Raw genomic sequence first — 23998 nt, forward strand, 5'->3', positions numbered from 1 at the left:
GATGCGCCGCATCCGGCAATCGGAGCCAAATGCCGGATGCAACGCTGGTTTTACAACGTTACCGGGTGTTCTTTCTCTCCTTTCTTAAACTTTACTTCCCCGAGATCGATACAACCCACCGGGCAAACATGACCGCAAAGCAAACAACCAACGCATTTTTCGGTATTACAATGCGGCGTACGCGTTTTCTCGTTCCATTCCATCGCCTGATGACCACCGTCGTAACAGGAAATGTAACAGCGCCCACAGCCAACACATTTATCGAGATTGATATGGGGATAGACGATATAGCTGCGGTCTAAATCTTCTGCCGGAACAATATTATGATTCGCCAGCCCCACCATCTCTTGCAACGAATCAAATCCCTGATCGGCAAGGTAATGCGACAACCCGCTCGTCATATCCTCCACAATGCGATAACCGTACTGCATAATGCCGGTGGTCACCTGCAAGGTTGCCGCGCCGAGCAATAAAAACTCCGCCGCATCTTCCCAGGTTTCAATACCGCCGATACCACTGATCGGGAAATCGCGCAGCTCTGGATGCGTGCGCATTTGCTGAATAAAGCGCAGGGCGATCGGTTTCACTGCTTTACCGGAATAACCGGAAATACTCGATTTACCGTTGACGATCGGCATACCGATTTTCTGATTAAGATCGATATTGGTGATGGATTTGACGGTGTTAATCGCTGCAATGCCATCTGCGCCGCCGCGTTTTGCCGCCAGCGCCACTTCGCACATATCACCGATATTCGGCGTCATCTTCGCCAGCATTGGCAGCGTGGAACCACGTTTCACTGCCCGACAATATTTTTCTACCAGCTCCGGGCTTTGCCCGACATCGCTACCCATTGCATGGGAGGTCATCTGCGGACAGGAGAAGTTACACTCGATCATATCCGCGCCAGCTTCTTGCACCAGACGCGCCAGCTCTTCCCACTGCTGCTCATTTTCCCCCATGATCGAGGCGATCAATACTTTGTCCGGGTAATCTTCTTTCAGCCGACGCAGGGCGGTCAGATTCTCTTCCAACGGATGTTCAGCAATCTGCTCCATATTTTTGAAGCCGATAAAACCGGTATCTTCTTTCACCAGATGATCAAAACGCGGTGAGACTTCATTAGCGATAAAAAAGCCGATCGTTTTGAACACCACGCCACCCCAGCCGGTATCGTAGGCTTTGGCGCACATCTCGTAGCAATTGCCAACCGGCGAAGAAGAGAGGCAGAACGGGTTGGGAAACTTCACGCCGCAAAAGGTAATAGAAAGATCTTTCGTTAACATGAGCAAGCTCCCTCTAAATAATGATGAATCGCCTCGGCGGCTTCTTTCCCGGTTTTCACTGCATAAACCACGGTTTTGTCACCCTCAACAATATCGCCAGCGGCAAACAGTTGCGGGTCGCGGGTCTGGTAATTTTGCGTTTCGATGGTGTTGCGCTGTGGTTCCAGTGCGGAAAAAGCGGCAAGTTCGGCATGTTGACCTACAGCGAGAATAATTTTGTCCGCCGCCATCGTCAGTTCGCCCGGTAAACGAACATGTTTAAACGTCACTTTATTGCCGTCTACAGCCACTGGCGTAAAGCCATCGATAATCGATACCCCCAATTTTTGAGCGCTGGTGAACTCTTTCTTGCTTGCCGGAAACTCATCTAACTCTTCACGCGCAACGCAGGTCACCGCCTGGCAACCAAGAACTTTCAGCGTGCTGGCAACGTCCATTGCGACATCGCCGCCACCAATAATTAATGCGTTCTGCGGGACGCTGATATCGCCTTGTGCCTGGCGTGCGCGTTGCAGGAAATCGACGGCGATCTCAACATCGCTATGCTCAAACAGCGGCAGGGTGGCCCCGCGCGATAAACCGACAGTCACCAGTACCGCTCGGTTTTCCGCTTTCAATTGTTCCAGCGTGAGTGTTTTACCAATCTCGCAATTGCACTTAATGGTCACCCCCATTTTTTCGATACGGGCGATTTCTGCATCCAGCACTGATTGCGGCAAACGAAATTGCGGAATGCCATTACGCAGCCAACCACCTGGCTGTGCTTCTTTTTCATAAATAGTGACGTCGTATCCCCGGTTGGTCAGAGTCACACTCGCTTGTAGCCCGGCAGGGCCTGCGCCAATGATCGCCACTTTGCCGAGCGTTTTACTGCCGGGCTGAAAAATCTCCATTCCGGTTTGCTGTTCGAAATCAGTAACAAATCGCTGTAAGCGACCAATATCAATTGGGTCGTCGACACCGGCTCGTGTACAACCGCGCTGGCATAATTTTTCCGTCGGGCATACTCTGGCGCAAACGGCACCGAGCGCGTTATTTTCGCGAATTGTCTCGGCAGCACCTTTAAAATTACGAAAATAAATTGAGCGAATAAATTTTCCCGGATCGGTTTGCGCCGGGCAAGCCTGACTACAGGGCGCGTCGTGACATAATAAACAGCGAGAGGCTTCTTTAATCGCCAGTAAAGGCGTAAAAGCCGGAGTGAGTTCATCCAGATAATTTTGTTGCGGCATGTGATCTTCCTTAATGCTATAGGTAATTAAGGCGAGCGTTTAGTGAATAATAATGTATTGATATTAAGGCTAAGCGTGCGGGGAAATTTAAACTGTGAAAGGATTCACAAATAGCTGCGGTTAAGAATGTGATATCCGCAGCTTATCAGGTGAAGTAATAATTATTCTCAATAATTAACTGAAGAGGGAGATATTAACGATAGAAAATAAGATAAATAATCATGCCAATAGATAAAATTCCGAAACCGCAATACGCCATCATATAAGCAAAGAAGAGTCCCGGATTTTTTTCGCGCCAGACATACACCGGTTCCGGCGAATTTTTAACCCGTTTATCAATCGCGCCAGCACGCCAGCCTTTCCACGCTTCGCGAAAACAAAATACAGGGATTAGGAAAAAAACGGCAACGACAAAAAACTGCTGTACATCCATAACTACTTTCCTTGTTTCTTTTGTAATTCAAGTAACTGCTCGGGCGTGACGGCGGGATAGCCCTGCGCATCTTCCGGCACTTGATGCATTGCCGGAATAGGGACCAATGGGCCTAAAAAGCGCGGCTCACGCTTAAAAATATAAAGGTCAGCCAGTGCACCGAAACGGGCAGCAAATTCGCGAATACGTACTGACCACATATCTTTTGGCGATGGTACGGCATAACACTGGGCCTGAATACCCATATGTAAAGCGATAAATAATGCCCGTTCACAGTGAAAACGCTGGGTGATAATAATGAAATCATTAGTATCGAACACTTTGCGCGTGCGTACGATGGAATCCAGCGTTCGGAAGCCCGCGTAATCGAGAACAATATCAGAGGGGTCGACGCCAGCGGCTATTAAATCTTTGCGCATGGTCATCGGCTCGTTATAACTTTGCAACGCGTTATCGCCGCTAAGTAATAGATAGTTCACCTTACCGCTGTTATAGGCATTAATCGCTCCCTGAATACGGTAGCGGTAATACTGATTAATGACTCCGGTGCGATAATACTTTGCTGTGCCAAGCACCACGCCGACCTGACGGTAGGGGAGATCCTGCAACTCGTCGTAGATATAAGGCGCGGTTTTCCAGCTCATCCAGCGATCGAGGCCGAGCACAGTCAACAGCAGCAAGCCGATCATGACTAACAGGCTGTAGAACAGACGCTTTAACATGCAGAAGACTCGATCTCGGGAAATTTTTATCAGGCTACTTTACCCGCTGCTTTTGCGCAAGAAACGGTAAACTGTTTGCCGGGATTTTCGACATCAGGAGAGCGCTGACAAGCCTGAGGCAACGCTTATCAGCGTGCCAGACCTGTAGGCCGGACAAGGCGTTCACGCCGCATCCGGCACCAGGCTTAAGCGAGAAGAACGCGGTCGATACTGTGACAGCCGAGAGCTTTCAGCGTTGCTGAGGTTGCATCCCATTGAATCAACGGCGCATCGGCTTTTTCTGCCAGAACCGCGCGCTGGATATCCGGGTAATCATAACCCTTGAGATTCAACAGAATTAACGCCCCCTGCAACGGCGGCAGAGTCGGGTTGAATGCGGCGTTTTCAGCGTAGCTGCCGCTGAAAATACGACCGTCTTTGCATTCCAGCGCTACACCGCTTGGTGACTTACTGTAAGGCATGTGCGAACGGTTTGCCGCGGCAATCGCTGCCTGAGAAAGCGCATCACCAGTGAGCGTAAAGCCGTGATCCTGCTCGTCCATCAGCAGCGTTTTTATCTCCAGATCTTTTGGTCCAAAGGCATCCGGCAGATAGTCACGCAGTGCGTGCGCTTCGCGACCCGGCAGATGAATACGCAGATCCAGACCGCTGTTCAGTTCATTCATAAACTGACGGCAGTGACCACAAGGCGTGTAGTTAACGGTGATGGCCGCGAGAGCTTTCTCACCGCTTAACCAGGCGTGGCTGATAGCACTTTGTTCGGCATGAACAGTTTGCTGCATTGTTGCACCAATAAATTCCATATTGGCACCGAAATACCATGTACCACTCACGCCGCGTGCAATAGCGCCAACGTTAAAATTCGACAATGGCGTACGCGCACAGGCCGCAGCCAGCGGTAGCAGTGCGAAAGCCAGCGCGTCTTCGTCCAGCCCGGTTGCGCTCTTAAGCGAAGAGACTTGCTCCCCGGTCAACAAAGCGGGGAAGTACTTGTCTGCCAGAATAGGTTCCAGCGCAGATTGCAAGTTATCCGCAAGTTGGGCAAAAGCAGTTTGAAAACGTGGATGCATGGCGTTGCCTCATAATCATGTAATGGGATAACAGTTTACGAACCTGCTATGGCTTTATATGTGATCTGAATCTCATTAATTATGCAACAAGTGAAACGTACATCAAAAATGCGCGACGCATCGCAAATTTTAGCCCATTACTGCCAGAATAATTGGGAAAAGGAACGGCGCGATCAGCGAAGTAATAATCCCGCATAACACCAGCGCCAGCGAACTAAATGCGCCTTCCTGATAATCCAGCTCAGCACAGCGCGCCGTACCGAGGGCGTGGGAAGCCGTCCCCATCGCCAGACCGCGCGCCGCTTTGGTACGAATACGCATCGCATTAAGTAACGTATGACCAAAGACCGCGCCGAGGATCCCGACGAAAATGACACAAACTGCGCTGATTGCCGGAATACCGCCAATACTGCCGCCGACAGCCATCGCAATTGGCGTAGTGACTGATTTCGGTAATATTGACGCAGCAATTTCCGGTGAAGCCCCCATCAACAATGCCACGCAAGTCCCTGTCACCATCGCTACCACGCTGCCGATAAAACAGATGGTGATGATTGATTTCCAGCGGGCGCGGATCTGATGCAACTGTTCATATAAAGGATAGGCCAGCGCGACGACCGCCGGTTGCAGCAGATCGTTTAGCACTTCGCTACCTTTAAAGTAGCTGTCGTAAGAGATGCCGGTCAGCATTAAAAAAGGAATGATCACCACCATTGCCACCAGCAACGGGTTAAGCAAGGGAAACTTATACCGCGCCGCCAGCTTGCGGGCGGCAAAAAAGACAATCAACGTCAGCGGTAATGACCACCAGATATTTGCCATCATTCTTCTGATCCTTTCTGACCTACGACTTTACGTTCACCGTGCACCAGTTGAGAACTCCAGCTCACCACCAGAAAAACCACCAGCGTACTGACTGCACAGGAAACCACTACCGGGCCAAACTGCGCGCGTAGTAAATCAAAATATTGCATTACGCCTACGCCAATCGGCACAAACAATAGCGCCATATAGCGAATTAAAACGTAACACCCCGGATTGACCCACTTCGCCGGAAGAATTTGCAAGGCCAGCAGGACAAACAGGATCAGCATCCCGATAATGCTGCCCGGAATGGTTACCGGTAGCAGGGATGCAATGAAAATGCCTGCATACAGGCAGGCATAAATCAGGACGAAAGCGCGTAAATATTGCCAGATAATGTTCAGTGTCTTACTCATAATCAACACCCCAGATGAGATGGATTCATCATACAATTAATTCATAAAATGTGCTACAGATCACATTAAGAATTCATCGCTATTTTTCGCGCCTGGGTATGACGATGTGAGCAGCGAACTCAGGCAAATCTGCTTTTTCGCAACAGAAAGTGTGTTTGCCATAGATCAAGCATAGAGAGGGATTGCAGCTTTGCCGCAATCTCACTCGGCAGACCTTTAATCCGCTGACCGGAGGCGCTAACATAGCGCCTCATTTTTTTGCGGGTGATGATATGCGTGTGTTACTGGCGCCAATGGAGGGGGTACTTGACTCTCTGGTGCGCGAATTGCTGACCGAAGTTAACGACTACGATCTGTGCATCACTGAGTTTGTTCGCGTGGTGGATCAACTGCTGCCGGTAAAAGTTTTTCATCGCATTTGTCCTGAGCTACAAAACGCCAGCCGTACTCCTTCAGGTACGCTGGTGCGCGTACAGTTGCTGGGGCAGTTCCCGCAATGGCTGGCAGAGAACGCCGCCCGTGCGGTGGAATTAGGTTCCTGGGGCGTGGATCTTAACTGCGGCTGCCCGTCGAAAACGGTTAACGGCAGCGGCGGTGGGGCAACGTTACTGAAAGATCCCGAACTCATCTACCAGGGCGCGAAAGCGATGCGCGAAGCCGTACCGGCGCATTTGCCCGTCAGCGTGAAAGTGCGTTTGGGCTGGGACAGTGGCGAGAAAAAATTTGAAATTGCCGATGCTGTTCAACAGGCTGGTGCTACGGAGCTGGTGGTGCATGGGCGGACAAAAGAGCAGGGGTACCGCGCGGAGCATATTGACTGGCGGGCGATTGGCGAGATTCGCCAGCGGCTGAATATTCCGGTAATTGCCAATGGTGAAATCTGGGACTGGCAGAGTGCGCAGCAATGTATGGCTATCAGCGGCTGCGACGCGGTGATGATTGGGCGCGGGGCGCTCAATATTCCCAACCTGAGTCGGGTGGTGAAATATAACGAACCGCGAATGCCGTGGCCGGAGGTCGTTGCATTGCTGCAAAAGTATACCCGTCTGGAGAAACAGGGGGATACCGGGTTATATCACGTCGCGCGGATCAAGCAGTGGTTGAGTTATTTACGTAAAGAATATGATGAAGCAACGGGATTATTTCAGCATGTGCGGGTGTTGAATAATTCCCCTGATATTGCAAGGGCTATTCAGGCAATTGATATCGAGAAACTTTAAAAAACTATAGTGATGTTTTTTTGACAATGTGTTAGCTCTTTATCAATAGGCCGCACGGTTGTTTGGTGGCGTCAAAATCGCCGAGGCGTTCCCTGAAGGCCGGGGCAGCCCACATGGATGTGGGCTGAGGGCGCGTCTTACAGGGATGTTACCTCGCGCCCGACCCGGTAGCCGTAAGGGATAAGCCGAGGGCACCGCGCAGCGGCGATTTTGTTCGCCAGAGCCCGGGGGTGCAGGGGGCGGCGGCGATTGGCCGCCCCTTGCGCGCTCCTTGCGCCAGTGATTATATGAAGCAATGCACATGACAGGAGCGCAACAGGATGAGAGACTGAAATATTCTCGTTATTTTCGAATCTGATGACATTAATTAATTTTAAAATATCATCTTAAATACGCCAGTCACCACCAGTAGCCCAATCAGGAAAATAATCAATACTGCCCAGAGTATAATTTTCATTGGCGTTCCTTTATTTGTGAATGCTGAATAAGTATAGGAAAAAATGAAACTCTTTGCCGTCATTCATAAACGATTAAGATAAATCAGAGGATATCATTCACTTATTGTATATTTTTCTGGATATGTCGTTTTATTTCCGCTGATGTATTGCCACGTGTAACTAAAAAATATTTCGCCGCACACGGTAATCTCCGCGCACCGTTTCTTACCTGATTATTCCCCATGAATCGTGATTCATTTAATGCAGCAAGCTTCTGTTTTCCGCTTTTAATTTTGTTGGCTGGGTGTGCGCCTGTGCACGAAACTCGTCAGGCGTTAAACCTGCAAACGCCTGCCACGCAAGTGGACACTGCGTTACCTGCGGCATTGAAAAACGGTTGGCCAGACAGCCAGTGGTGGCTGGAATACCACGATAATCAACTCACTTCCTTAATTAATAATGCAATACAGAACGCGCCGGATATGCAGGTGGCTGAACAGCGCATTCAACTGGCTGAAGCGCAGGCGAAAGCAGTAGCGACCCAGGATGGCCCGCAGGTAGATTTTTCTGCGGATATGCAACGGCAAAAAATGTCGGCTGAAGGGTTAATGGGGCCGTTTGCCCTGAACGATCCTGCTGCCGGTACCACGGGGCCGTGGTATACCAACGGTACTTTTGGTTTAACGGCGGGCTGGCATCTTGATATTTGGGGAAAGAATCGGGCGGAAGTTACTGCTCGCCTGGGGAATGTTAAAGCACGGGCGGCTGAACGTGAGCAGACCCGACAATTGCTGGCTGGCAGCGTGGCACGCCTGTACTGGGAGTGGCAAACCCAGGCAGCTTTGAACACTGTATTGCTGCAAATCGAAAAAGAGCAGAACACCATTATTGCGACCGATCGCCAGCTCTATCAGCGTGGAATTACCTCTTCGGTTGAAGGTGTGGAAACCGATATTAATGCCAGTAAAACCCAGCAACAGCTCAACGATGTCGCGGGTAAAATGAAAATTATCGAGGCGCGATTAAGTGCGCTCACCAACCATCAGAAAAGCGCATTGAAGCTGCATCCGGTCACGTTGCCGAAAGTGGCAAGCCAGCTTCCTGATGAACTGGGATATTCCTTGCTGGCCCGGCGGGCAGATTTGCAGGCGGCGCATTGGTATGTCGAGTCGTCGTTAAGTACCATCGACGCAGCAAAAGCGGCATTTTATCCCGACATCAATCTGATGGCCTTCCTGCAACAGGATGCTTTGCATTTAAGCGATCTTTTTCGTAGCTCCGCCCAACAGATGGGCGTCACGGCGGGGCTGACATTGCCAATATTCGACAGCGGCAGACTTAATGCCAATCTTGATATTGCGAAAGCCGAAAGCAACTTGTCGATTGCCAACTACAACAAAGCAGTGGTCGAGGCGGTGAACGATGTGGCGCGGGCGGCGAGTCAGGTGCAGATACTGGCAGAGAAAAACCAGCATCAGGCACAAATTGAGCGCGATGCCATGCGAGTGGTGGGGCTGGCACAGGCGCGATTTAACGCGGGCATCATCGCGGGTTCCCGCGTCAGTGAAGCCAGAATTCCGGCGCTTCGCGAACGAGCCAACGGCCTGCTTTTGCAAGGGCAATGGCTGGATGCCTCCATTCAACTCACCAGTGCGCTGGGCGGGGGCTATAAACGCGGTTGATGTCTCATTTATCAAGTATTAAGCAGAGAAACGTTGGACCTCACCGGCGTTTCATTTCCCGCGCCGTTTCAGCCACCAGCGAACACCAACCACCAGAGCCACAACCAGAATCAACCAAACCCAGTGCTTCAAATGTTGGTCAAGTTCGTGCAACCACGGCGCAATCACTTGGCCACCTGCGTAGCCAATGGTGGTAAAAATCAGCGCCCAGGCAAATGCGCCGAGAATATTCAGCGGTAGAAATATTTTCGGCGGTAGCTGACTGGCGCCAATCAGCGTCGGACCAATCACCCGAAAGCCATACATAAAACGTGTACCAATAACAAACAGATACGGATGACGTTGGATCAGCTTCTGCGCCCGTTCAATTTTGTCCTGATGTTTTGATAAACGTCGTAACAGCTTGCCGCCAAACCGCCGTCCACACAGATAAAGCGCCTGGTCGCCAATCATGCCGCCAAGTGCTACGGAAAGTACCACTAGCGGGAATTTCAGCAGCCCCTGATGCGCGGCAACACCACCGAGCAAGGTGACGGTTTCACCCTCTGCCAGACTGCCAAGTACCAGCGCGGCATAACCATATTGTGAAATAAGCGTATTAATATCCATAGGCCAGTCTGTCTCCCTTTGGTTGCCTGTAAGCATACACCCAGTAAATCATTCACGCAGAAAAAGCCCCGCAGGGCAGTGCACTAATTTAGTGATCGCGCAAAAAATAATCACAAGCTGACTTATACTTGAACTGTCAGGTTCATGAACTCACAACAAGGGGGCGGTATGAGCCATGTCTGGGGACTGTTTTCCCATCCCGATCGTGAAATGCAGGTAATTAATCGTGAAAACGAAACGATTTCTCACCACTACACCCACCACGTTTTGCTGATGGCGGCGATTCCGGTGATTTGCGCCTTCATTGGCACTACGCAAATCGGCTGGAATTTTGGCGATGGCACTATCCTGAAGTTATCCTGGTTTACCGGACTGGCGTTGGCTGTCTTGTTTTATGGCGTGATGCTGGCTGGGGTCGCGGTGATGGGGCGGGTCATTTGGTGGATGGCGCGCAATTACCCACAGCGCCCGTCGCTTGCGCACTGTATGGTCTTCGCGGGATACGTCGCGACGCCGCTGTTTCTAAGCGGTCTGGTAGCGCTTTACCCGCTGGTCTGGCTGTGTGCTCTGGTTGGCACGGTGGCGCTGTTTTACACGGGGTATCTGCTTTATCTCGGTATTCCAAGCTTCCTGAATATCAACAAAGAGGAAGGTCTTAGCTTCTCCAGTTCGACACTGGCGATTGGTGTGCTGGTACTGGAAGTCCTGCTCGCCCTTACCGTCATACTCTGGGGGTACGGTTATCGTCTGTTCTAGAAAGTTCTTTTGCGTTGCATTGCTGGCGTAAATGTCAGCAATGCAGCATTTCCTCACGATTCTCCTTTGACGACCGCACTTTTTGCTCGTTATGATGGCTTCGCTAGCCTCAGTAAATCCTTACTCCGGCGGTGCGCAACCCGTGCGCGTGAACCACTATTTGAATGCTCATCATGCCGAAATTTCGAGTTTCTTTATTTAGCCTGGCCCTGATGCTGGCTGTGCCTTTTGCACCGCAGGCCGCTGCGAAAACGGCAGCCGCTACCACCGCTTCGCAGCCGGAAATTGCTTCCGGTAGTGCGATGATTGTTGATCTTAATACCAACAAAGTGATCTATTCGAACCACCCGGATCTGGTGCGTCCGATTGCCTCAATCACCAAATTAATGACTGCGATGGTTGTGCTGGATGCACGACTGCCGCTGGATGAGAAACTAAAAGTAGACATCAGCCAGACGCCGGAGATGAAAGGGGTCTATTCGCGCGTACGACTGAACAGTGAAATCAGCCGTAAAGATATGCTGCTGCTGGCGTTGATGTCTTCGGAAAACCGCGCGGCGGCGAGCCTGGCACATCATTATCCTGGCGGTTATAACGCATTTATTAAAGCAATGAATGCGAAAGCAAAAGCTCTCGGGATGAATAACACGCGTTTCGTTGAACCGACCGGGCTATCAGTGCATAACGTTTCGACTGCCCGTGATCTGACCAAATTGTTGATTGCCACCAAACAATATCCGTTGATCGGTCAGTTAAGTACCACCCGTGAAGATATGGCGACCTTCTCTAATCCGTCGTATACGCTGCCATTCCGCAATACTAACCATCTGGTGTATCGCGATAACTGGAATATCCAGCTAACCAAAACCGGCTTTACCAATGCCGCAGGGCATTGCCTGGTGATGCGCACGGTTTTCAATAATAAACCAGTGGCGCTGGTGGTGATGGATGCGTTTGGCAAATATACCCATTTTGCTGATGCTAGCCGCCTGCGTACATGGATTGAAACCGGCAAAGTGATGCCCGTTCCGGCAGCGGCGTTGAGTTATAAAAAACAAAAGGCCGCCCAGATGGCGGCGGCAGGGCAGACGGCACAGAACGATTAAGTTTGCTTGCCCGTAGGCCGGAGAAGGCGTTCACGCCGCATCCGGCATTCGATGCCCATGCCTGATACGGTGCTTGCGTATCAGGCATCCAGCCGTATTTACTCCACTTCTTGCCAGTTTTTCCGCTTACTGGTTTTACCGATCCCTGGATTCATACTGTTAGTCGGATCGTTTTCACGATAAAACTTTTGCAGCGTCTCCGGTGCTTTATACAAATGACCGACGTTATGCTCGGCAGGATATTGCGCGCCGCGCTGGCGTAACAATTCCAGCATCTGTTCCTTCAGCGCATGCACATCCACGCCTTTCTTAACGATGTAATCCTGGTGGAAGACGTAGCACATAAAATGCCCGTAATAGAGCTTATGCACCAGCTGGCTGTCGATTTCCGGCGGCAGATGTTCATACCACTCGGTGTCATTACGCCGCAGAGCAATATCCAGCGCCAGAATGTCTTCGACTTCATCGGAATGCACGGCCTGATAACGTATCGCTGCGCCTGCCGCCGCGAAACGGTGTAAAAACGCTTTACTGCCTTCTTCCGGCGTACAGACAAAGAAATCGCCTTCGGCCTGTTTGAAAAAATCTACCAGCCAGGATTTTGCTTCGCCCACGCCATCCCCCGCCATTTTTAACAGCAGATGATGTTCATATTTATCGCGCCAGCTTTTCATGCGCGGTGGCAAATGACTGGGGAACAAATGACTGAATTTCTGCATTGCGAGATCGGTAAAGTGTGGGCGGAAGAACTTCACCTTCTCCAGCATCGCATCGGTACGTCCCTTGAGATTAAAGAATAACGGCATCTTGTCGGTGCCTAGTTTGTCGATCATCAGGAAGGTGTCTTTGCCGTATTTTTCCGCGATATCGTAGATATCCCGGTGCATGTATTCCCCGGCAACCGGCAGATTTTCGAAATTAGCCAGAATATGGCGGCGGATTTCGGTCAGCACGTCCGGCTGGTTGGTGCCGATATAAAACACCTGCTGATTTTTTTCCGCTTCAAAGGTGTCGAGACGCACGGCGAAGACGGCCAGTTTTCCGGCGCAACCGGAGGATTCAAACAGGCGATCCGGATCGGCGTTATAACGTGCAGGTGTGTCGGCTTCGATATCACGCACGCGATGAACATAGTCATAATCGTGGGCGTGGCGACCATCGTGGTGCACATCATCCTCTTTGATGCGATCGTCATCCAGCCTGCTGAGGATCTGCTCCGGCGTTTCACCCAGATCAATCCCCAGATGGTTGACCAGCGTCAGTTTGCCGTTTTCATCAATGCGTGCAAACAACGACATTTCGGTATACGCCGGACCACGCTGCACTAGTGAGCCGCCGGAGTTGTTACAGATACCGCCGATGACCGATGCGCCTATACACGACGAACCAATCACCGAGTGCGGTTCACGGCCTAATGGTTTGAGGGCTTTTTCCAGCGAATAGAGCGTAGTGCCAGGATACGCCAGCACCTGTTCGCCCTTACCGAGAACATGCAGCTTGTCGAGGCGCAGGGTGCTGATGATCACGATATCGCGATCATAATCGTTACCATTTGGTGTCGAGCCTTCGGTCAGACCCGTATTGGCGGCCTGCATCAGAATAATTTTGTCGGCGGTGACGCAGGCTTTCAGTACTCGCCACAATTCCAGTAGCGAGCCTGGAAGAACAACGGCCAGCGCGTCACCCTGACCGGAGCGGAAGCCCTTGCGATAGCGGGCCGTTTTTGCGGGATCGGTGAGCAGGTATGAAGAACCGACCAGACGGGCAAGTTCATTCAAAAAGGTTTTATTATCAGTTGTTGTCATGGAAGACATTTTCCACTCCTTGTGGTGGCGAAAAAACATCACAAACTAGAATAGCGCCTTGTATGACAATTCAGCGAGTGAATATTTTGAAAATTCAGACAATAAACTGAGCTTTCTTTTTCTCTCTCCATCAGGGTTATGGCAAACTACCGCTTTTGCACCATTTTCGCTGCCACGTCGGGCAACAGAGGAAGAATAATCCACATGAAATGGCTATGTTCAGTAGGTATCGCGGTGAGTCTGGCCCTACAGCCAGCACTGGCGGATGATTTATTTGGCAACCATCCATTAACGCCCGAAGCGCGGGATGCGTTCGTCACCGAGCTGCTCAAGAAAATGACGGTTGATGAGAAAATTGGTCAGCTGCGCCTAATCAGCGTCGGCCCGGATAACCCGAAAGAGGCGATCCGCGAGATGATCAAAGACGGGCAGGTTGGAGCGATTTTTAATACCGTAACCCGTCAGGATATCCGCGCCATGCAGGATCAAGTGATGGAACTGAGCCGCCTGAAAATTCCTCTCTTCTTTGCCTACGACGTGCTGCACGGTCAGCGCACAGTTTTCCCGATTAGCCTCGGTCTGGCGTCCTCTTTTAACCTCGACGCAGTGAAAACCGTCGGGCGCGTTTCAGCTTATGAAGCGGCGGACGATGGCCTGAACATGACCTGGGCGCCGATGGTCGATGTCTCGCGCGATCCTCGCTGGGGTCGCGCTTCCGAAGGTTTTGGTGAAGATACCTATCTCACCTCAATTATGGGTAAAACCATGGTTGAAGCGATGCAGGGTAAAAGCCCGGCAGATCGCTACTCGGTGATGACCAGCGTCAAACACTTTGCTGCTTACGGTGCGGTTGAAGGCGGTAAAGAATACAACACCGTCGATATGAGCCCGCAGCGCCTGTTTAATGACTATATGCCGCCGTACAAAGCGGGGCTGGACGCAGGCAGCGGCGCGGTGATGGTGGCGCTGAACTCACTCAACGGCACGCCTGCAACTTCTGATTCCTGGCTGCTGAAAGATGTTCTGCGCGACCAGTGGGGTTTTAAAGGCATCACGGTTTCCGATCACGGTGCAATCAAAGAGCTGATTAAACATGGCACGGCGGCAGACCCGGAAGATGCGGTGCGCGTGGCGCTTAAGTCCGGGATCAACATGAGCATGAGTGACGAGTATTACTCGAAGTATCTGCCTGGTTTGATCAAGTCTGGCAAAGTGACCATGGAAGAGCTGGACGACGCTGCCCGCCATGTACTGAACGTTAAATATGATATGGGGTTATTTAACGACCCATACAGCCATCTTGGTCCGAAAGAGTCTGACCCGGTTGATACCAATGCCGAAAGCCGCCTGCACCGCAAAGAAGCACGTGAAGTAGCGCGCGAAAGCCTGGTGTTGCTGAAAAACCGCCTTGAAACCCTGCCGCTGAAAAAGTCGGCAACCATTGCGGTGGTTGGTCCACTGGCGGACAGCAAACGTGACGTGATGGGCAGCTGGTCCGCAGCTGGTGTTGCCGATCAATCCGTGACTGTACTGACCGGGATTAAAAATGCCGTCGGGGAAAACGGCAAGGTGCTGTATGCCAAAGGGGCGAACGTCACCAGTGACAAAGGTATTATCGATTTCCTGAATCAGTATGAAGAAGCAGTCAAAGTCGATCCGCGCTCGCCGCAAGAGATGATTGATGAAGCGGTGCAGACGGCGAAACAATCTGATGTGGTAGTGGCTGTGGTCGGTGAAGCCCAAGGGATGGCGCACGAAGCCTCCAGCCGGACCGATATCACTATTCCGCAAAGCCAGCGCGATTTGATTGCGGCGCTGAAAGCCACCGGAAAACCGCTGGTGCTGGTGCTGATGAACGGTCGCCCGCTGGCGTTGGTGAAAGAAGATCAGCAGGCCGACGCGATTCTGGAAACTTGGTTTGCGGGTACGGAAGGGGGTAATGCGATTGCCGATGTGTTGTTTGGTGATTACAACCCGTCCGGTAAGCTGCCGATGTCCTTCCCGCGTTCTGTCGGGCAGATCCCGGTTTACTACAGCCATCTGAATACCGGTCGTCCGTATAATGCCGACAAGCCGAACAAATACACTTCGCGCTATTTTGATGAAGCTAACGGGGCGCTTTATCCGTTCGGCTATGGTCTGAGCTACACCACTTTTACCGTCTCTGATGTGAAACTTTCTGCGCCGACCATGAAGCGTGACGGCAAAGTGACCGCCAGCGTGCAGGTGACGAACACCGGTAAGCGCGAAGGGGCAACGGTGATTCAGATGTACCTGCAGGATGTAACGGCTTCCATGAGTCGTCCGGTGAAGCAGCTGAAAGGTTTTGAGAAAATCACCCTGAAACCGGGCGAAACTCAGACCGTCAGCTTCCCAATCGATATTGAGGCGCTGAAGTTCTGGAATCAGCAGATGAAGTATGATGCCGAGCCTGGTAAGTTCAATGTCTTTATCGGCACTGATTCCGCACGCGTTAAGAAAGGCGAGTTTGAGTTGCTGTAATGCTTTAGTAAGGGCGCGACGTTTGCGCCCTTTAAGTATTTATCTGATTCTGCAACTGAATCCGCCCTGTCAGGCTAACCCCGCTATTATCAACTATGCTTTTCTCTTAATTCGCTGAAAACAACAGTAAAAGAATGAGGAAAGCATCATGCCACTCTCAAAGCTCTGGGCGGGTTCACTTGTTATGTTGGCAGCTGTGAGCCTGCCGCTACAGGCGGCTTCCCCCGTTAAAGTCGGTTCGAAAATCGATACTGAAGGCGCACTACTCGGCAACATCATCTTGCAGGTACTCGAAAGCCACGGCGTACCGACGGTGAATAAAGTCCAGTTGGGAACGACACCCGTGGTGCGCGGGGCAATTACTTCCGGCGAACTGGATATCTATCCGGAATATACCGGCAATGGTGCTTTCTTCTTTAAAGATGAAAACGATGCAGCGTGGAAAAATGCCGGGCAGGGCTACGAGAAAGTCAAAAAGCTCGATGCGGAGCAAAACAAGTTAATCTGGCTGACGCCCGCGCCTGCGAATAACACCTGGACCATCGCCGTGCGCCAGGATGTGGCAGAGAAAAACAAACTCACTTCGCTTGCCGACCTGAGCCGTTATCTGAAAGAGGGCGGCACCTTCAAACTGGCAGCCTCGGCAGAGTTTATCGAACGCGCCGATGCGTTACCCGCTTTTGAAAAAGCCTATGGCTTTAAACTCGATCAGGATCAGTTGCTGTCACTGGCCGGTGGCGACACGGCGGTGACGATCAAAGCCGCTGCCCAGCAAACCTCTGGCGTTAATGCCGCAATGGCTTACGGCACTGACGGCCCGGTCGCGGCGCTGGGGCTGCAAACCTTAAGCGATCCGCAAGGCGTGCAACCTATCTACGCGCCTGCGCCAGTGGTGCGTGAGTCGGTGTTGAAAGAGTATCCGCAAATGGCACAGTGGCTACAGCCAGTCTTCGCCAGCCTCGATGAAAAAACGTTACAAAAACTGAATGCCAGCATTGCCGTTGAAGGACTGGATGCCAAAAAAGTGGCTGCCGACTATCTGAAACAAAAAGGGTGGACGAAGTAATTTCCCGTGTCTTATCTACGTATTAATCCTGTTCTGGCGCTGCTGCTGTTGCTGACGGCAATCGCAGCGGCGCTGCCGTTTATCAGCTATGCACCTAACAGGTTAGTCTCTGGTGAGGGACGTTATCTCTGGCAACTGTGGCCACAAACGATCTGGATGCTGGTGGGCGTTGGTTGCGCCTGGCTGACTGCCTGTTTTATTCCCGGTAGAAAAGGCAGCATTTTTGCACTCATTCTGGCGCAATTCGTCTTCGTATTGCTGGTGTGGGGAGCTGGAAAGGCGGCGACACAACTGGCGCAAAATGGCAGTGCGCTGGCGCGTACCAGCCTCGGCAGTGGTTTCTGGCTGGCTGCGGCGCTGGTACTGCTGGCCTGTAGCGATGCCATCCGCCGAATTTCCACGCATCCGCTGTGGCGCTGGTTGTTGCATATGCAGATTGCCATTATTCCGCTGTGGTTGCTGTACTCCGGCACGCTTAACGATCTCTCGTTAATGAAAGAATACGCCAACCGTCAGGATGTGTTCGATGACGCGCTGGCGCAACATCTGACCCTGCTGTTTGGTGCGGTGCTGCCTGCGTTAGTGATTGGCGTGCCGCTGGGCGTCTGGTGCTACTTTTCCACTGCGCGGCAGGGGGCGATTTTTTCTCTGCTCAATGTCATTCAGACCGTGCCTTCGGTGGCGCTTTTTGGCCTGTTGATTGCGCCGCTTGCCGCGCTGGTTACTGCCTTTCCGTTGCTGGGTACGCTTGGTGTGGCAGGAACAGGCATGACGCCAGCGCTGATAGCGCTGGTGCTCTATGCTTTGCTGCCTCTGGTGCGCGGCGTGGTAGTCGGCTTGAACCAGATCCCGCGTGATGTGCTGGAGAGCGCCACAGCGATGGGTATGAGCGGGGCGCAGCGTTTCCTGCATGTCCAGTTACCGCTGGCGCTGCCAGTATTTCTGCGCAGCCTGCGGGTGGTGATGGTGCAGACCGTCGGTATGGCGGTGATTGCGGCGTTAATTGGTGCGGGTGGCTTTGGGGCGTTGGTTTTCCAGGGGCTGCTAAGCAGTGCCATTGATTTAGTGTTGCTGGGGGTGATCCCGGTAATTGTTCTGGCGGTGCTGATCGACGCGCTGTTCGATTTGCTTATCGCACTGCTGAAGGTGAAACGTAATGATTGAATTTAGCCATGTCAGCAAACTGTTCGGCGCACAAAAAGCCGTTAACGATCTCAATCTCAATTTTCAGGAAGGGAGTTTTTCGGTGCTGATCGGTACATCTGGCTCCGGTAAATCCACCACCCTGAAAATGATTAACCGCCTGGTGGAGCATGACAGCGGAGTGATCCGCTTTGCCGGAGAAGAAATTCGCTCGCTGCCAGTGCTGGAGCTGCGCCGCCGGATGGGCTATGCCATTCAATCTATTGGCCTGTTTCCCCACTGGAGCGTGGCGCAAAACATCGCCACCGTGCCGCAATTACAAAAATGGTCGCGGGCGCGGATTGACGATCGTATCGACGAACTAATGGCGTTACTGGGGCTGGAACCGAATTTGCGTGAGCGTTATCCGCACCAGCTTTCCGGCGGTCAACAGCAACGTGTGGGGGTGGCGCGCGCGTTGGCTGCCGATCCGCAAGTCTTACTGATGGATGAACCCTTTGGCGCGCTGGACCCGGTAACGCGCGGCGCGTTGCAACAAGAGATGACGCGCATTCACCGTTTGCTGGGGCGCACCATTGTGCTGGTCACTCATGATATTGATGAAGCACTACGGCTGGCAGAACATCTGGTGTTAATGGATCACGGTGAAGTGGTGCAGCAGGGCAATCCGCTGGCGATGCTGACTCGTCCGGCAAACGATTTTGTCCGCCAGTTTTTTGGGCGCAGCGAACTGGGTGTGCGTCTGTTGTCATTGCGTAGCGTAGCGGATTACGTGCGCCGCGAAGAACGGGCTGAAGGTGAGGCGCTGGCAGAAGAGATGACGCTACGCGATGCGCTCTCCCTGTTTGTTGCGCGGGGATGCGAAGTGCTGCCGGTGGTCAACACGCAGGGCCAGCCTTGCGGCACGCTGCATTTTCAGGATCTGCTGGTGGAGGCGTAATCGAATGAAGATATGGCGCGATCCGCTGTTCTGGCTCATTGCTCTGTTTGTGGCACTGATCTTCTGGCTGCCTTACAGCCAGCCGCTGTTTGCTGCCTTGTTCCCACAACTGCCACGACCCGTTTATCAACAAGAAAGTTTTGCAGCCCTGGCGCTGGCCCATTTCTGGTTGGTGGGAATTTCGAGTTTGTTTGCGGTGATCATTGGCACTGGTGCCGGAATTGCTGTCACTCGCCCGTGGGGCGCGGAATTTCGCCCGATGGTGGAAACTATTGCCGCCGTTGGGCAGACTTTTCCGCCCGTCGCGGTGCTGGCGATTGCCGTTCCGGTAATTGGGTTTGGTCAGCAACCGGCGATTATCGCGCTGATCCTTTACGGCGTGCTACCCATCTTGCAGGCGACACTTGCCGGGCTGGGAGCGATTGATGCCAGCGTGACCGAAGTTGCCAAAGGTATGGGAATGAGCCGTAGTCAGCGACTGCGCAAAGTCGAGTTACCGCTGGCTGCGCCGGTGATTCTGGCGGGCGTGCGGACTTCGGTGATTATCAACATTGGCACGGCGACGATCGCCTCAACGGTTGGGGCCAGTACGCTGGGTACGCCCATCATCATCGGGCTTAGCGGATTTAATACCGCTTATGTGATTCAGGGGGCGTTACTGGTGGCACTGGCGGCGATCATCGTAGACCGCCTGTTTGAACGGCTGGTGCAGGCGCTTAGCCAGCACGCAAAATAAAGGTATAACCTGCGAGCATTACGCCACCGATACCGCCTAACGCCATAAACAGGAACAGGGTGATAACCCCAATTTTAGCTATGCGCATAATGCACTCCTTATGTTAACGAAAGGATTGTACAGTAAAGCGCATTTGTTAACGAATCATTAAATGCCGAGTGAGAAAATATCATGCCCTTGTTCCTGCCAACTGGTGAGTTGCTGCTGTTGGGCGGAGGTTCGATTTTCGCCGCACCACACCAGCAATGTACGGCCTTCGAACAGTTCAGGGCGTAGTTGATTGAGCGAGTGGGCGAGGACATCAATGCGCCATCCTTGTTGACTGGCAATCCAGCCCTCCAGCCACAGACGAGTGGTATCCTGAATATTCCAGCCAACCACCAGCGCATCTTTGCCCTGTTTTTTACGTGCCGAAGCCAGGCAAATGGCGATGTAGTTGATCAGTACGCCGTCCAGAATCGCCAGCAGTGCCTGGAGAGTCGGTTGTTGGCACTGAAGCCGTCGGCGCAGAGGAATGAACAGATGTGTGGTGAGCGTCTGGGCGGGATAATCCTGACCACGCTCTTTGATCCACATTCGCAGACTTTGCAGGTTGCCACTTTGCAGGTAACTAAGCAGAGTTTCTTGCTGATCGCGCCAGCCGTTCTGCACATCAACATTCTCATTACTGAGTAGCATTTTAACTTTGCTGACCTGCACACCGTTGTCGATCCAGCGTTTGATCTCCCGGATCCGGTCGATATCGGCATCGTTGAACAGGCGATGACCGCCGTCTGTGCGCTGCGGTTTTAACAGCCCATAACGCCTCTGCCACGCGCGTAACGTGACAGGGTTGATATCACAAAGCAACGCCACTTCACCAATCGTGTAAAGCGCCATCGTCCCACCCTTGCTTGCGAGGTCCCAGCATAACTGTAGACGTTCTTTTATGAACCAGGTAGTTTTGGCAGTTTTTTGATCTCGATTAGGATGATTTTGTTTTTGCCAGGTTGTTTTGAGTGATCGTACTCACGATTTTTCATTTTTCTGCAACAGTTCAAAGAAAGTTGAACGCGAGCAATGTATGTTACGCGTTTTAAAGGGACGTGTGGTTTGCGGGTATGTACGATTTTAATCTGGTGTTGCTGCTGCTTCAGCAGATGTGCGTTTTTCTGGTTATTGCGTGGTTGATGAGTAAAACGCCATTATTCATACCGTTAATGCAGGTCACTGTTCGTCTGCCGCATAAATTTCTCTGCTATATCGTCTTTTCCATCTTCTGCATCATGGGCACCTGGTTCGGGTTACACATCGACGACTCGATTGCTAATACGCGAGCGATTGGCGCGGTGATGGGCGGCTTACTCGGTGGTCCGGTAGTGGGCGGACTGGTTGGTCTGACCGGCGGTCTACATCGATATTCGATGGGGGGCATGACCGCGCTGAGTTGCATGATCTCGACGATCGTCGAAGGATTGCTCGGCGGGCTGGTACATAGCATCCTGATCCGCCGCGGGCGTACCGATAAAGTCTTTAACCCCATTACCGCTGGTGCCGTCACGTTCGTCGCGGAAATGGTGCAAATGCTGATCATCCTGGCGATTGCCCGACCTTATGAAGATGCGGTGCGTCTGGTGAGTAATATCGCTGCGCCGATGATGGTAACCAACACCGTGGGCGCGGCGCTGTTTATGCGCATTTTGCTCGATAAGCGCGCGATGTTTGAAAAATACACCTCGGCTTTTTCCGCTACCGCGCTGAAAGTTGCGGCCTCGACGGAAGGCATTTTGCGCCAGGGCTTTAACGAAGTGAACAGCATGAAGGTGGCCCAGGTGCTGTATCAGGAGCTGGATATTGGCGCGGTAGCGATTACCGATCGCGAGAAACTGTTGGCTTTTACTGGTATTGGCGACGACCATCATTTACCCGGCAAACCGATTTCTTCGGCTTATACCTTAAAAGCCATTGAAACCGGAGAAGTGGTTTACGCCGATGGCAACGAAGTGCCCTACCGTTGCTCTTTGCATCCGCAGTGCAAGTTAGGCTCAACGCTGGTGATCCCTCTGCGTGGTGAAAATCAGCGGGTGATGGGTACCATCAAATTGTATGAAGCTAAAAATCGGCTGTTCAGCTCGATCAACCGCACGCTGGGGGAGGGGATTGCACAACTGCTTTCGGCGCAGATCCTCGCCGGGCAGTATGAGCGGCAAAAAGCGATGCTCACCCAGTCAGAGATCAAACTGCTTCACGCCCAGGTCAATCCCCATTTTTTGTTTAATGCGCTTAACACCATCAAAGCCGTGATCCGCCGTGACAGCGAACAGGCCAGTCAGCTGGTGCAGTATCTTTCCACTTTTTTCCGCAAAAACTTAAAGCGGCCCTCGGAGTTTGTTACTCTCGCCGACGAAATTGAACATGTGAATGCTTATCTGCAAATTGAAAAGGCGCGCTTCCAGTCGCGGTTGCAGGTCAACATTTCTATTCCGGAGGCGTTATCTCAGCAGCAATTGCCCGCGTTTACCCTACAACCGATAGTGGAAAACGCCATTAAACATGGGACATCACAACTCCTGGATACGGGGAGAGTGGCAATTAGCGCCCGACGTGAGGGGCAACATTTAATGCTGGAGATCGAAGACAATGCCGGTTTGTATCAACCGGCAACCAATGCCAGCGGGCTGGGGATGAATCTGGTGGATAAGCGTTTACGTGAACGGTTTGGCGATGACTATGGGATAAGCGTCGCCTGTGAGCCTGATAGTTACACCCGAATAACGTTACGACTGCCATGGAGGGATGAGGCATGATTAAAGTCTTAATTGTTGATGATGAACCGTTAGCTCGGGAAAACCTGCGTGTGTTTCTGCAGGAGCAGAGTGATATTGAAATTGTCGGCGAATGTTCAAACGCCGTAGAAGGGATCGGCGCGGTGCATAAACTGCGCCCGGATGTGCTGTTTCTCGATATCCAGATGCCGCGTATCAGCGGTCTGGAAATGGTGGGCATGCTTGACCCGGAACATCGCCCATATATTGTTTTTCTCACCGCGTTTGACGAATACGCTATAAAAGCCTTTGAAGAACATGCCTTTGATTATCTATTGAAGCCGATTGATGAAGCGCGGCTGGAGAAAACACTGGTGCGTTTGCGACAGGAGCGCAGCAAGCAGGATGTTTCGCTGTTACCGGAAAATCAGCAGGCGCTGAAATTTATCCCTTGTACCGGTCATAGTCGTATTTATTTGCTGCAAATGAAAGACGTGGCGTTTGTTAGTAGTCGAATGAGCGGTGTTTACGTTATCAGCCAGGAAGGGAAAGAGGGCTTCACAGAATTAACTTTGCGCACGCTGGAGAGCCGCACACCGCTACTGCGCTGCCATCGACAGTATCTGGTTAACCTCGCGCATTTACAGGAGATTCGCCTGGAAGATAACGGTCAGGCTGAGTTGATTTTGCGTAATGGATTAACCGTCCCTGTCAGCCGCCGTTATCTGAAAAGTTTAAAAGAGGCGATTGGCCTGTAAAAGACTGCTAAAATGGCTCTTTGCCTCATTAACACCCGAAGGCCTCATGCTAAGTAACGATATTCTGCGCAGCGTGCGCTACATTTTGAAAGCCAACAATAATGACCTGGTGCGTATCCTGGCGCTGGCTAATGTTGAAGCCACCGCGGAACAGATCGCCGTCTGGCTACGTAAAGAAGACGAAGAGGGTTTTCAGCGTTGTCCGGACATTGTTTTGTCTTCATTCCTGAATGGTTTGATTTATGAAAAACGCGGCAGGGATGAGTCCGCACCGGCACTGGAGCCGGAACGTCGCATTAATAACAACATCGTGCTGAAAAAATTGCGCATTGCGTTTTCACTGAAAACCGATGACATTCTGGCGATCCTGACCGAACAGCAGTTCCGCGTTTCCATGCCGGAAATTACTGCAATGATGCGTGCGCCGGATCATAAAAACTTCCGCGAATGCGGCGATCAATTCTTACGTTATTTTCTGCGTGGACTGGCAGCGCGCCAGCATGTGAAGAAAAGCTAAGACGGGCATGGCGG

Annotated in this window: 24 protein-coding genes; 12 read left to right on the plus strand and 12 right to left on the minus strand. The window is 52.0% G+C overall.

What is annotated here, in order from left to right:
* Nucleotides 1–50: 50 nt before the first annotated feature.
* The 7 genes from preA to FEK42_RS01680 form a co-directional block, all read right to left on the minus strand.
* Nucleotides 51–1286 carry an NAD-dependent dihydropyrimidine dehydrogenase subunit PreA gene (gene preA, locus FEK42_RS01650; RefSeq protein WP_135492791.1) on the minus strand — a complete coding sequence of 412 codons (1236 nt, stop codon included), beginning with the start codon at nucleotides 1284–1286 and terminating at the stop codon, nucleotides 51–53.
* A complete protein-coding gene (locus FEK42_RS01655; protein WP_135492790.1) occupies nucleotides 1280–2518 on the minus strand; it encodes an NAD(P)-dependent oxidoreductase in 1239 nt (412 codons plus the stop codon). Before FEK42_RS01655 ends, preA begins: the two co-directional genes overlap by 7 nt.
* 193 nt (nucleotides 2519–2711) lie before the next feature.
* Nucleotides 2712–2951 carry a DUF2542 family protein gene (locus FEK42_RS01660; RefSeq protein ID WP_135492789.1) on the minus strand — a complete coding sequence of 80 codons (240 nt, stop codon included), beginning with the start codon at nucleotides 2949–2951 and terminating at the stop codon, nucleotides 2712–2714.
* Nucleotides 2952–2953: 2 nt separating this feature from the next.
* Nucleotides 2954–3673: an outer membrane permeability protein SanA gene (gene sanA / locus FEK42_RS01665; RefSeq protein WP_130207054.1), complete on the minus strand. Its 720-nt coding sequence runs from the start codon at nucleotides 3671–3673 to the stop codon at nucleotides 2954–2956.
* A 185-nt stretch (nucleotides 3674–3858) separates the two neighbouring features.
* Nucleotides 3859–4743 carry a cytidine deaminase gene (gene cdd / locus FEK42_RS01670; RefSeq protein WP_130207053.1) on the minus strand — a complete coding sequence of 295 codons (885 nt, stop codon included), beginning with the start codon at nucleotides 4741–4743 and terminating at the stop codon, nucleotides 3859–3861.
* 129 nt (nucleotides 4744–4872) lie between these two features.
* Nucleotides 4873–5568, minus strand: a complete 696-nt coding sequence (locus FEK42_RS01675) for a CidB/LrgB family autolysis modulator (protein WP_130207051.1) — start codon at nucleotides 5566–5568, stop codon at nucleotides 4873–4875.
* Complete coding sequence (locus FEK42_RS01680; protein WP_001295452.1) at nucleotides 5565–5963, minus strand: CidA/LrgA family protein; 399 nt, start codon at nucleotides 5961–5963, stop codon at nucleotides 5565–5567. The genes FEK42_RS01675 and FEK42_RS01680 overlap by 4 nt, the downstream gene beginning before the upstream one ends.
* A 272-nt stretch (nucleotides 5964–6235) precedes the next feature.
* Between FEK42_RS01680 and dusC the strand changes: the two genes are divergently transcribed.
* Nucleotides 6236–7183 (plus strand): tRNA dihydrouridine(16) synthase DusC, encoded by a 948-nt coding sequence (dusC, locus tag FEK42_RS01685; protein ID WP_135492788.1) that lies wholly within the window; start codon nucleotides 6236–6238, stop codon nucleotides 7181–7183.
* Between the two features lie 373 nt (nucleotides 7184–7556).
* Here the strand turns inward: dusC and yohP are convergent, their stop codons facing one another.
* On the minus strand, nucleotides 7557–7703 hold the full coding sequence (gene yohP / locus FEK42_RS23240; protein WP_205712852.1) for a small membrane protein YohP: 147 nt from the start codon (nucleotides 7701–7703) through the stop codon (nucleotides 7557–7559).
* Nucleotides 7704–7862: 159 nt separating this feature from the next.
* Here yohP and mdtQ point away from each other — a divergent pair, with 159 nt between their 5' ends.
* Nucleotides 7863–9302, plus strand: coding sequence for a multidrug resistance outer membrane protein MdtQ (gene mdtQ, locus FEK42_RS01695; RefSeq protein ID WP_135492787.1), 1440 nt, complete (start codon nucleotides 7863–7865; stop codon nucleotides 9300–9302).
* A gap of 51 nt (nucleotides 9303–9353) precedes the next feature.
* Here mdtQ and FEK42_RS01700 read toward each other — a convergent pair whose 3' ends face one another.
* Complete coding sequence (locus FEK42_RS01700; RefSeq protein WP_130261138.1) at nucleotides 9354–9911, minus strand: DedA family protein; 558 nt, start codon at nucleotides 9909–9911, stop codon at nucleotides 9354–9356.
* Between the two features lie 168 nt (nucleotides 9912–10079).
* On the opposite strand from FEK42_RS01700, the gene FEK42_RS01705 reads away from it, so the two are divergent.
* Both FEK42_RS01705 and pbpG read left to right on the plus strand, forming a co-directional pair.
* Nucleotides 10080–10667: a Yip1 family protein gene (locus FEK42_RS01705; protein ID WP_001295454.1), complete on the plus strand. Its 588-nt coding sequence runs from the start codon at nucleotides 10080–10082 to the stop codon at nucleotides 10665–10667.
* Between the two features lie 173 nt (nucleotides 10668–10840).
* Nucleotides 10841–11773: a D-alanyl-D-alanine endopeptidase gene (pbpG, locus tag FEK42_RS01710; RefSeq protein WP_130207042.1), complete on the plus strand. Its 933-nt coding sequence runs from the start codon at nucleotides 10841–10843 to the stop codon at nucleotides 11771–11773.
* 98 nt (nucleotides 11774–11871) lie between these two features.
* Here pbpG and dld read toward each other — a convergent pair whose 3' ends face one another.
* A complete protein-coding gene (gene dld, locus FEK42_RS01715) occupies nucleotides 11872–13587 on the minus strand; it encodes a D-lactate dehydrogenase (RefSeq protein WP_131162578.1) in 1716 nt (571 codons plus the stop codon).
* 195 nt (nucleotides 13588–13782) lie between these two features.
* Between dld and bglX the strand changes: the two genes are divergently transcribed.
* The 5 genes from bglX to yehW all read left to right on the plus strand — a co-directional run bounded on the left by bglX (nucleotide 13783) and on the right by yehW (nucleotide 19965).
* Nucleotides 13783–16080, plus strand: coding sequence for a beta-glucosidase BglX (gene bglX, locus FEK42_RS01720; protein ID WP_130207038.1), 2298 nt, complete (start codon nucleotides 13783–13785; stop codon nucleotides 16078–16080).
* Between the two features lie 148 nt (nucleotides 16081–16228).
* Nucleotides 16229–17146: a glycine betaine ABC transporter substrate-binding protein OsmF gene (osmF, locus tag FEK42_RS01725; protein WP_130207036.1), complete on the plus strand. Its 918-nt coding sequence runs from the start codon at nucleotides 16229–16231 to the stop codon at nucleotides 17144–17146.
* A 6-nt stretch (nucleotides 17147–17152) separates the two neighbouring features.
* Nucleotides 17153–18310: a glycine betaine ABC transporter permease YehY gene (gene yehY / locus FEK42_RS01730; protein WP_135410167.1), complete on the plus strand. Its 1158-nt coding sequence runs from the start codon at nucleotides 17153–17155 to the stop codon at nucleotides 18308–18310.
* Nucleotides 18303–19229: a glycine betaine ABC transporter ATP binding protein YehX gene (gene yehX / locus FEK42_RS01735; RefSeq protein ID WP_130207032.1), complete on the plus strand. Its 927-nt coding sequence runs from the start codon at nucleotides 18303–18305 to the stop codon at nucleotides 19227–19229. The genes yehY and yehX overlap by 8 nt, the downstream gene beginning before the upstream one ends.
* A gap of 4 nt (nucleotides 19230–19233) precedes the next feature.
* Nucleotides 19234–19965 (plus strand): glycine betaine ABC transporter permease YehW, encoded by a 732-nt coding sequence (gene yehW / locus FEK42_RS01740; protein ID WP_135491629.1) that lies wholly within the window; start codon nucleotides 19234–19236, stop codon nucleotides 19963–19965.
* On the opposite strand, the gene FEK42_RS01745 is transcribed toward yehW, so the two are convergent.
* The gene (locus tag FEK42_RS01745; protein ID WP_064526871.1) at nucleotides 19946–20053 is read right to left on the minus strand and encodes a protein YohO; all 108 of its coding nucleotides are present in this window, start codon (nucleotides 20051–20053) and stop codon (nucleotides 19946–19948) included. The two genes, yehW and FEK42_RS01745, sit on opposite strands and share 20 nt — an antisense overlap.
* Nucleotides 20054–20112: 59 nt before the next feature.
* Nucleotides 20113–20844: an HTH-type transcriptional regulator MlrA gene (gene mlrA / locus FEK42_RS01750; RefSeq protein WP_130207028.1), complete on the minus strand. Its 732-nt coding sequence runs from the start codon at nucleotides 20842–20844 to the stop codon at nucleotides 20113–20115.
* Nucleotides 20845–21065: 221 nt separating this feature from the next.
* Between mlrA and btsS the strand changes: the two genes are divergently transcribed.
* The 3 genes from btsS to FEK42_RS01765 are packed head-to-tail and all read left to right on the plus strand — an operon-like array spanning nucleotide 21066 to nucleotide 23984.
* The gene (gene btsS, locus FEK42_RS01755; protein ID WP_130207026.1) at nucleotides 21066–22751 is read left to right on the plus strand and encodes a two-component regulatory system sensor histidine kinase BtsS; all 1686 of its coding nucleotides are present in this window, start codon (nucleotides 21066–21068) and stop codon (nucleotides 22749–22751) included.
* A complete protein-coding gene (gene btsR, locus FEK42_RS01760; protein WP_130207024.1) occupies nucleotides 22748–23467 on the plus strand; it encodes a two-component system response regulator BtsR in 720 nt (239 codons plus the stop codon). Before btsS ends, btsR begins: the two co-directional genes overlap by 4 nt.
* A gap of 46 nt (nucleotides 23468–23513) precedes the next feature.
* The gene (locus tag FEK42_RS01765; RefSeq protein ID WP_130207022.1) at nucleotides 23514–23984 is read left to right on the plus strand and encodes a DUF1456 family protein; all 471 of its coding nucleotides are present in this window, start codon (nucleotides 23514–23516) and stop codon (nucleotides 23982–23984) included.
* Nucleotides 23985–23998: the final 14 nt, after the last annotated feature.

The organism is Escherichia sp. E2748 (assembly GCF_005781125.1).
Taxonomy (GTDB): Bacteria; Pseudomonadota; Gammaproteobacteria; order Enterobacterales; family Enterobacteriaceae; genus Escherichia.

Excerpts from the sequence above, each read along its gene's own strand:
- preA (WP_135492791.1), bottom strand. The coding sequence starts at position 1,286 with ATGTTAACGAAAGATCTTTCTATTACCTTTTGCGGCGTGAAGTTTCCC.
- FEK42_RS01655 (WP_135492790.1), bottom strand. The coding sequence starts at position 2,518 with ATGCCGCAACAAAATTATCTGGATGAACTCACTCCGGCTTTTACGCCT.
- FEK42_RS01660 (WP_135492789.1), bottom strand. The coding sequence starts at position 2,951 with ATGGATGTACAGCAGTTTTTTGTCGTTGCCGTTTTTTTCCTAATCCCT.
- sanA (WP_130207054.1), bottom strand. The coding sequence starts at position 3,673 with ATGTTAAAGCGTCTGTTCTACAGCCTGTTAGTCATGATCGGCTTGCTG.
- cdd (WP_130207053.1), bottom strand. The coding sequence starts at position 4,743 with ATGCATCCACGTTTTCAAACTGCTTTTGCCCAACTTGCGGATAACTTG.
- FEK42_RS01675 (WP_130207051.1), bottom strand. The coding sequence starts at position 5,568 with ATGATGGCAAATATCTGGTGGTCATTACCGCTGACGTTGATTGTCTTT.
- FEK42_RS01680 (WP_001295452.1), bottom strand. The coding sequence starts at position 5,963 with ATGAGTAAGACACTGAACATTATCTGGCAATATTTACGCGCTTTCGTC.
- dusC (WP_135492788.1), top strand. The coding sequence starts at position 6,236 with ATGCGTGTGTTACTGGCGCCAATGGAGGGGGTACTTGACTCTCTGGTG.
- yohP (WP_205712852.1), bottom strand. The coding sequence starts at position 7,703 with ATGACGGCAAAGAGTTTCATTTTTTCCTATACTTATTCAGCATTCACA.
- mdtQ (WP_135492787.1), top strand. The coding sequence starts at position 7,863 with ATGAATCGTGATTCATTTAATGCAGCAAGCTTCTGTTTTCCGCTTTTA.
- FEK42_RS01700 (WP_130261138.1), bottom strand. The coding sequence starts at position 9,911 with ATGGATATTAATACGCTTATTTCACAATATGGTTATGCCGCGCTGGTA.
- FEK42_RS01705 (WP_001295454.1), top strand. The coding sequence starts at position 10,080 with ATGAGCCATGTCTGGGGACTGTTTTCCCATCCCGATCGTGAAATGCAG.
- pbpG (WP_130207042.1), top strand. The coding sequence starts at position 10,841 with ATGCCGAAATTTCGAGTTTCTTTATTTAGCCTGGCCCTGATGCTGGCT.
- dld (WP_131162578.1), bottom strand. The coding sequence starts at position 13,587 with ATGTCTTCCATGACAACAACTGATAATAAAACCTTTTTGAATGAACTT.
- bglX (WP_130207038.1), top strand. The coding sequence starts at position 13,783 with ATGAAATGGCTATGTTCAGTAGGTATCGCGGTGAGTCTGGCCCTACAG.
- osmF (WP_130207036.1), top strand. The coding sequence starts at position 16,229 with ATGCCACTCTCAAAGCTCTGGGCGGGTTCACTTGTTATGTTGGCAGCT.
- yehX (WP_130207032.1), top strand. The coding sequence starts at position 18,303 with ATGATTGAATTTAGCCATGTCAGCAAACTGTTCGGCGCACAAAAAGCC.
- yehW (WP_135491629.1), top strand. The coding sequence starts at position 19,234 with ATGAAGATATGGCGCGATCCGCTGTTCTGGCTCATTGCTCTGTTTGTG.
- FEK42_RS01745 (WP_064526871.1), bottom strand. The coding sequence starts at position 20,053 with ATGCGCATAGCTAAAATTGGGGTTATCACCCTGTTCCTGTTTATGGCG.
- mlrA (WP_130207028.1), bottom strand. The coding sequence starts at position 20,844 with ATGGCGCTTTACACGATTGGTGAAGTGGCGTTGCTTTGTGATATCAAC.
- btsS (WP_130207026.1), top strand. The coding sequence starts at position 21,066 with ATGTACGATTTTAATCTGGTGTTGCTGCTGCTTCAGCAGATGTGCGTT.
- btsR (WP_130207024.1), top strand. The coding sequence starts at position 22,748 with ATGATTAAAGTCTTAATTGTTGATGATGAACCGTTAGCTCGGGAAAAC.
- FEK42_RS01765 (WP_130207022.1), top strand. The coding sequence starts at position 23,514 with ATGCTAAGTAACGATATTCTGCGCAGCGTGCGCTACATTTTGAAAGCC.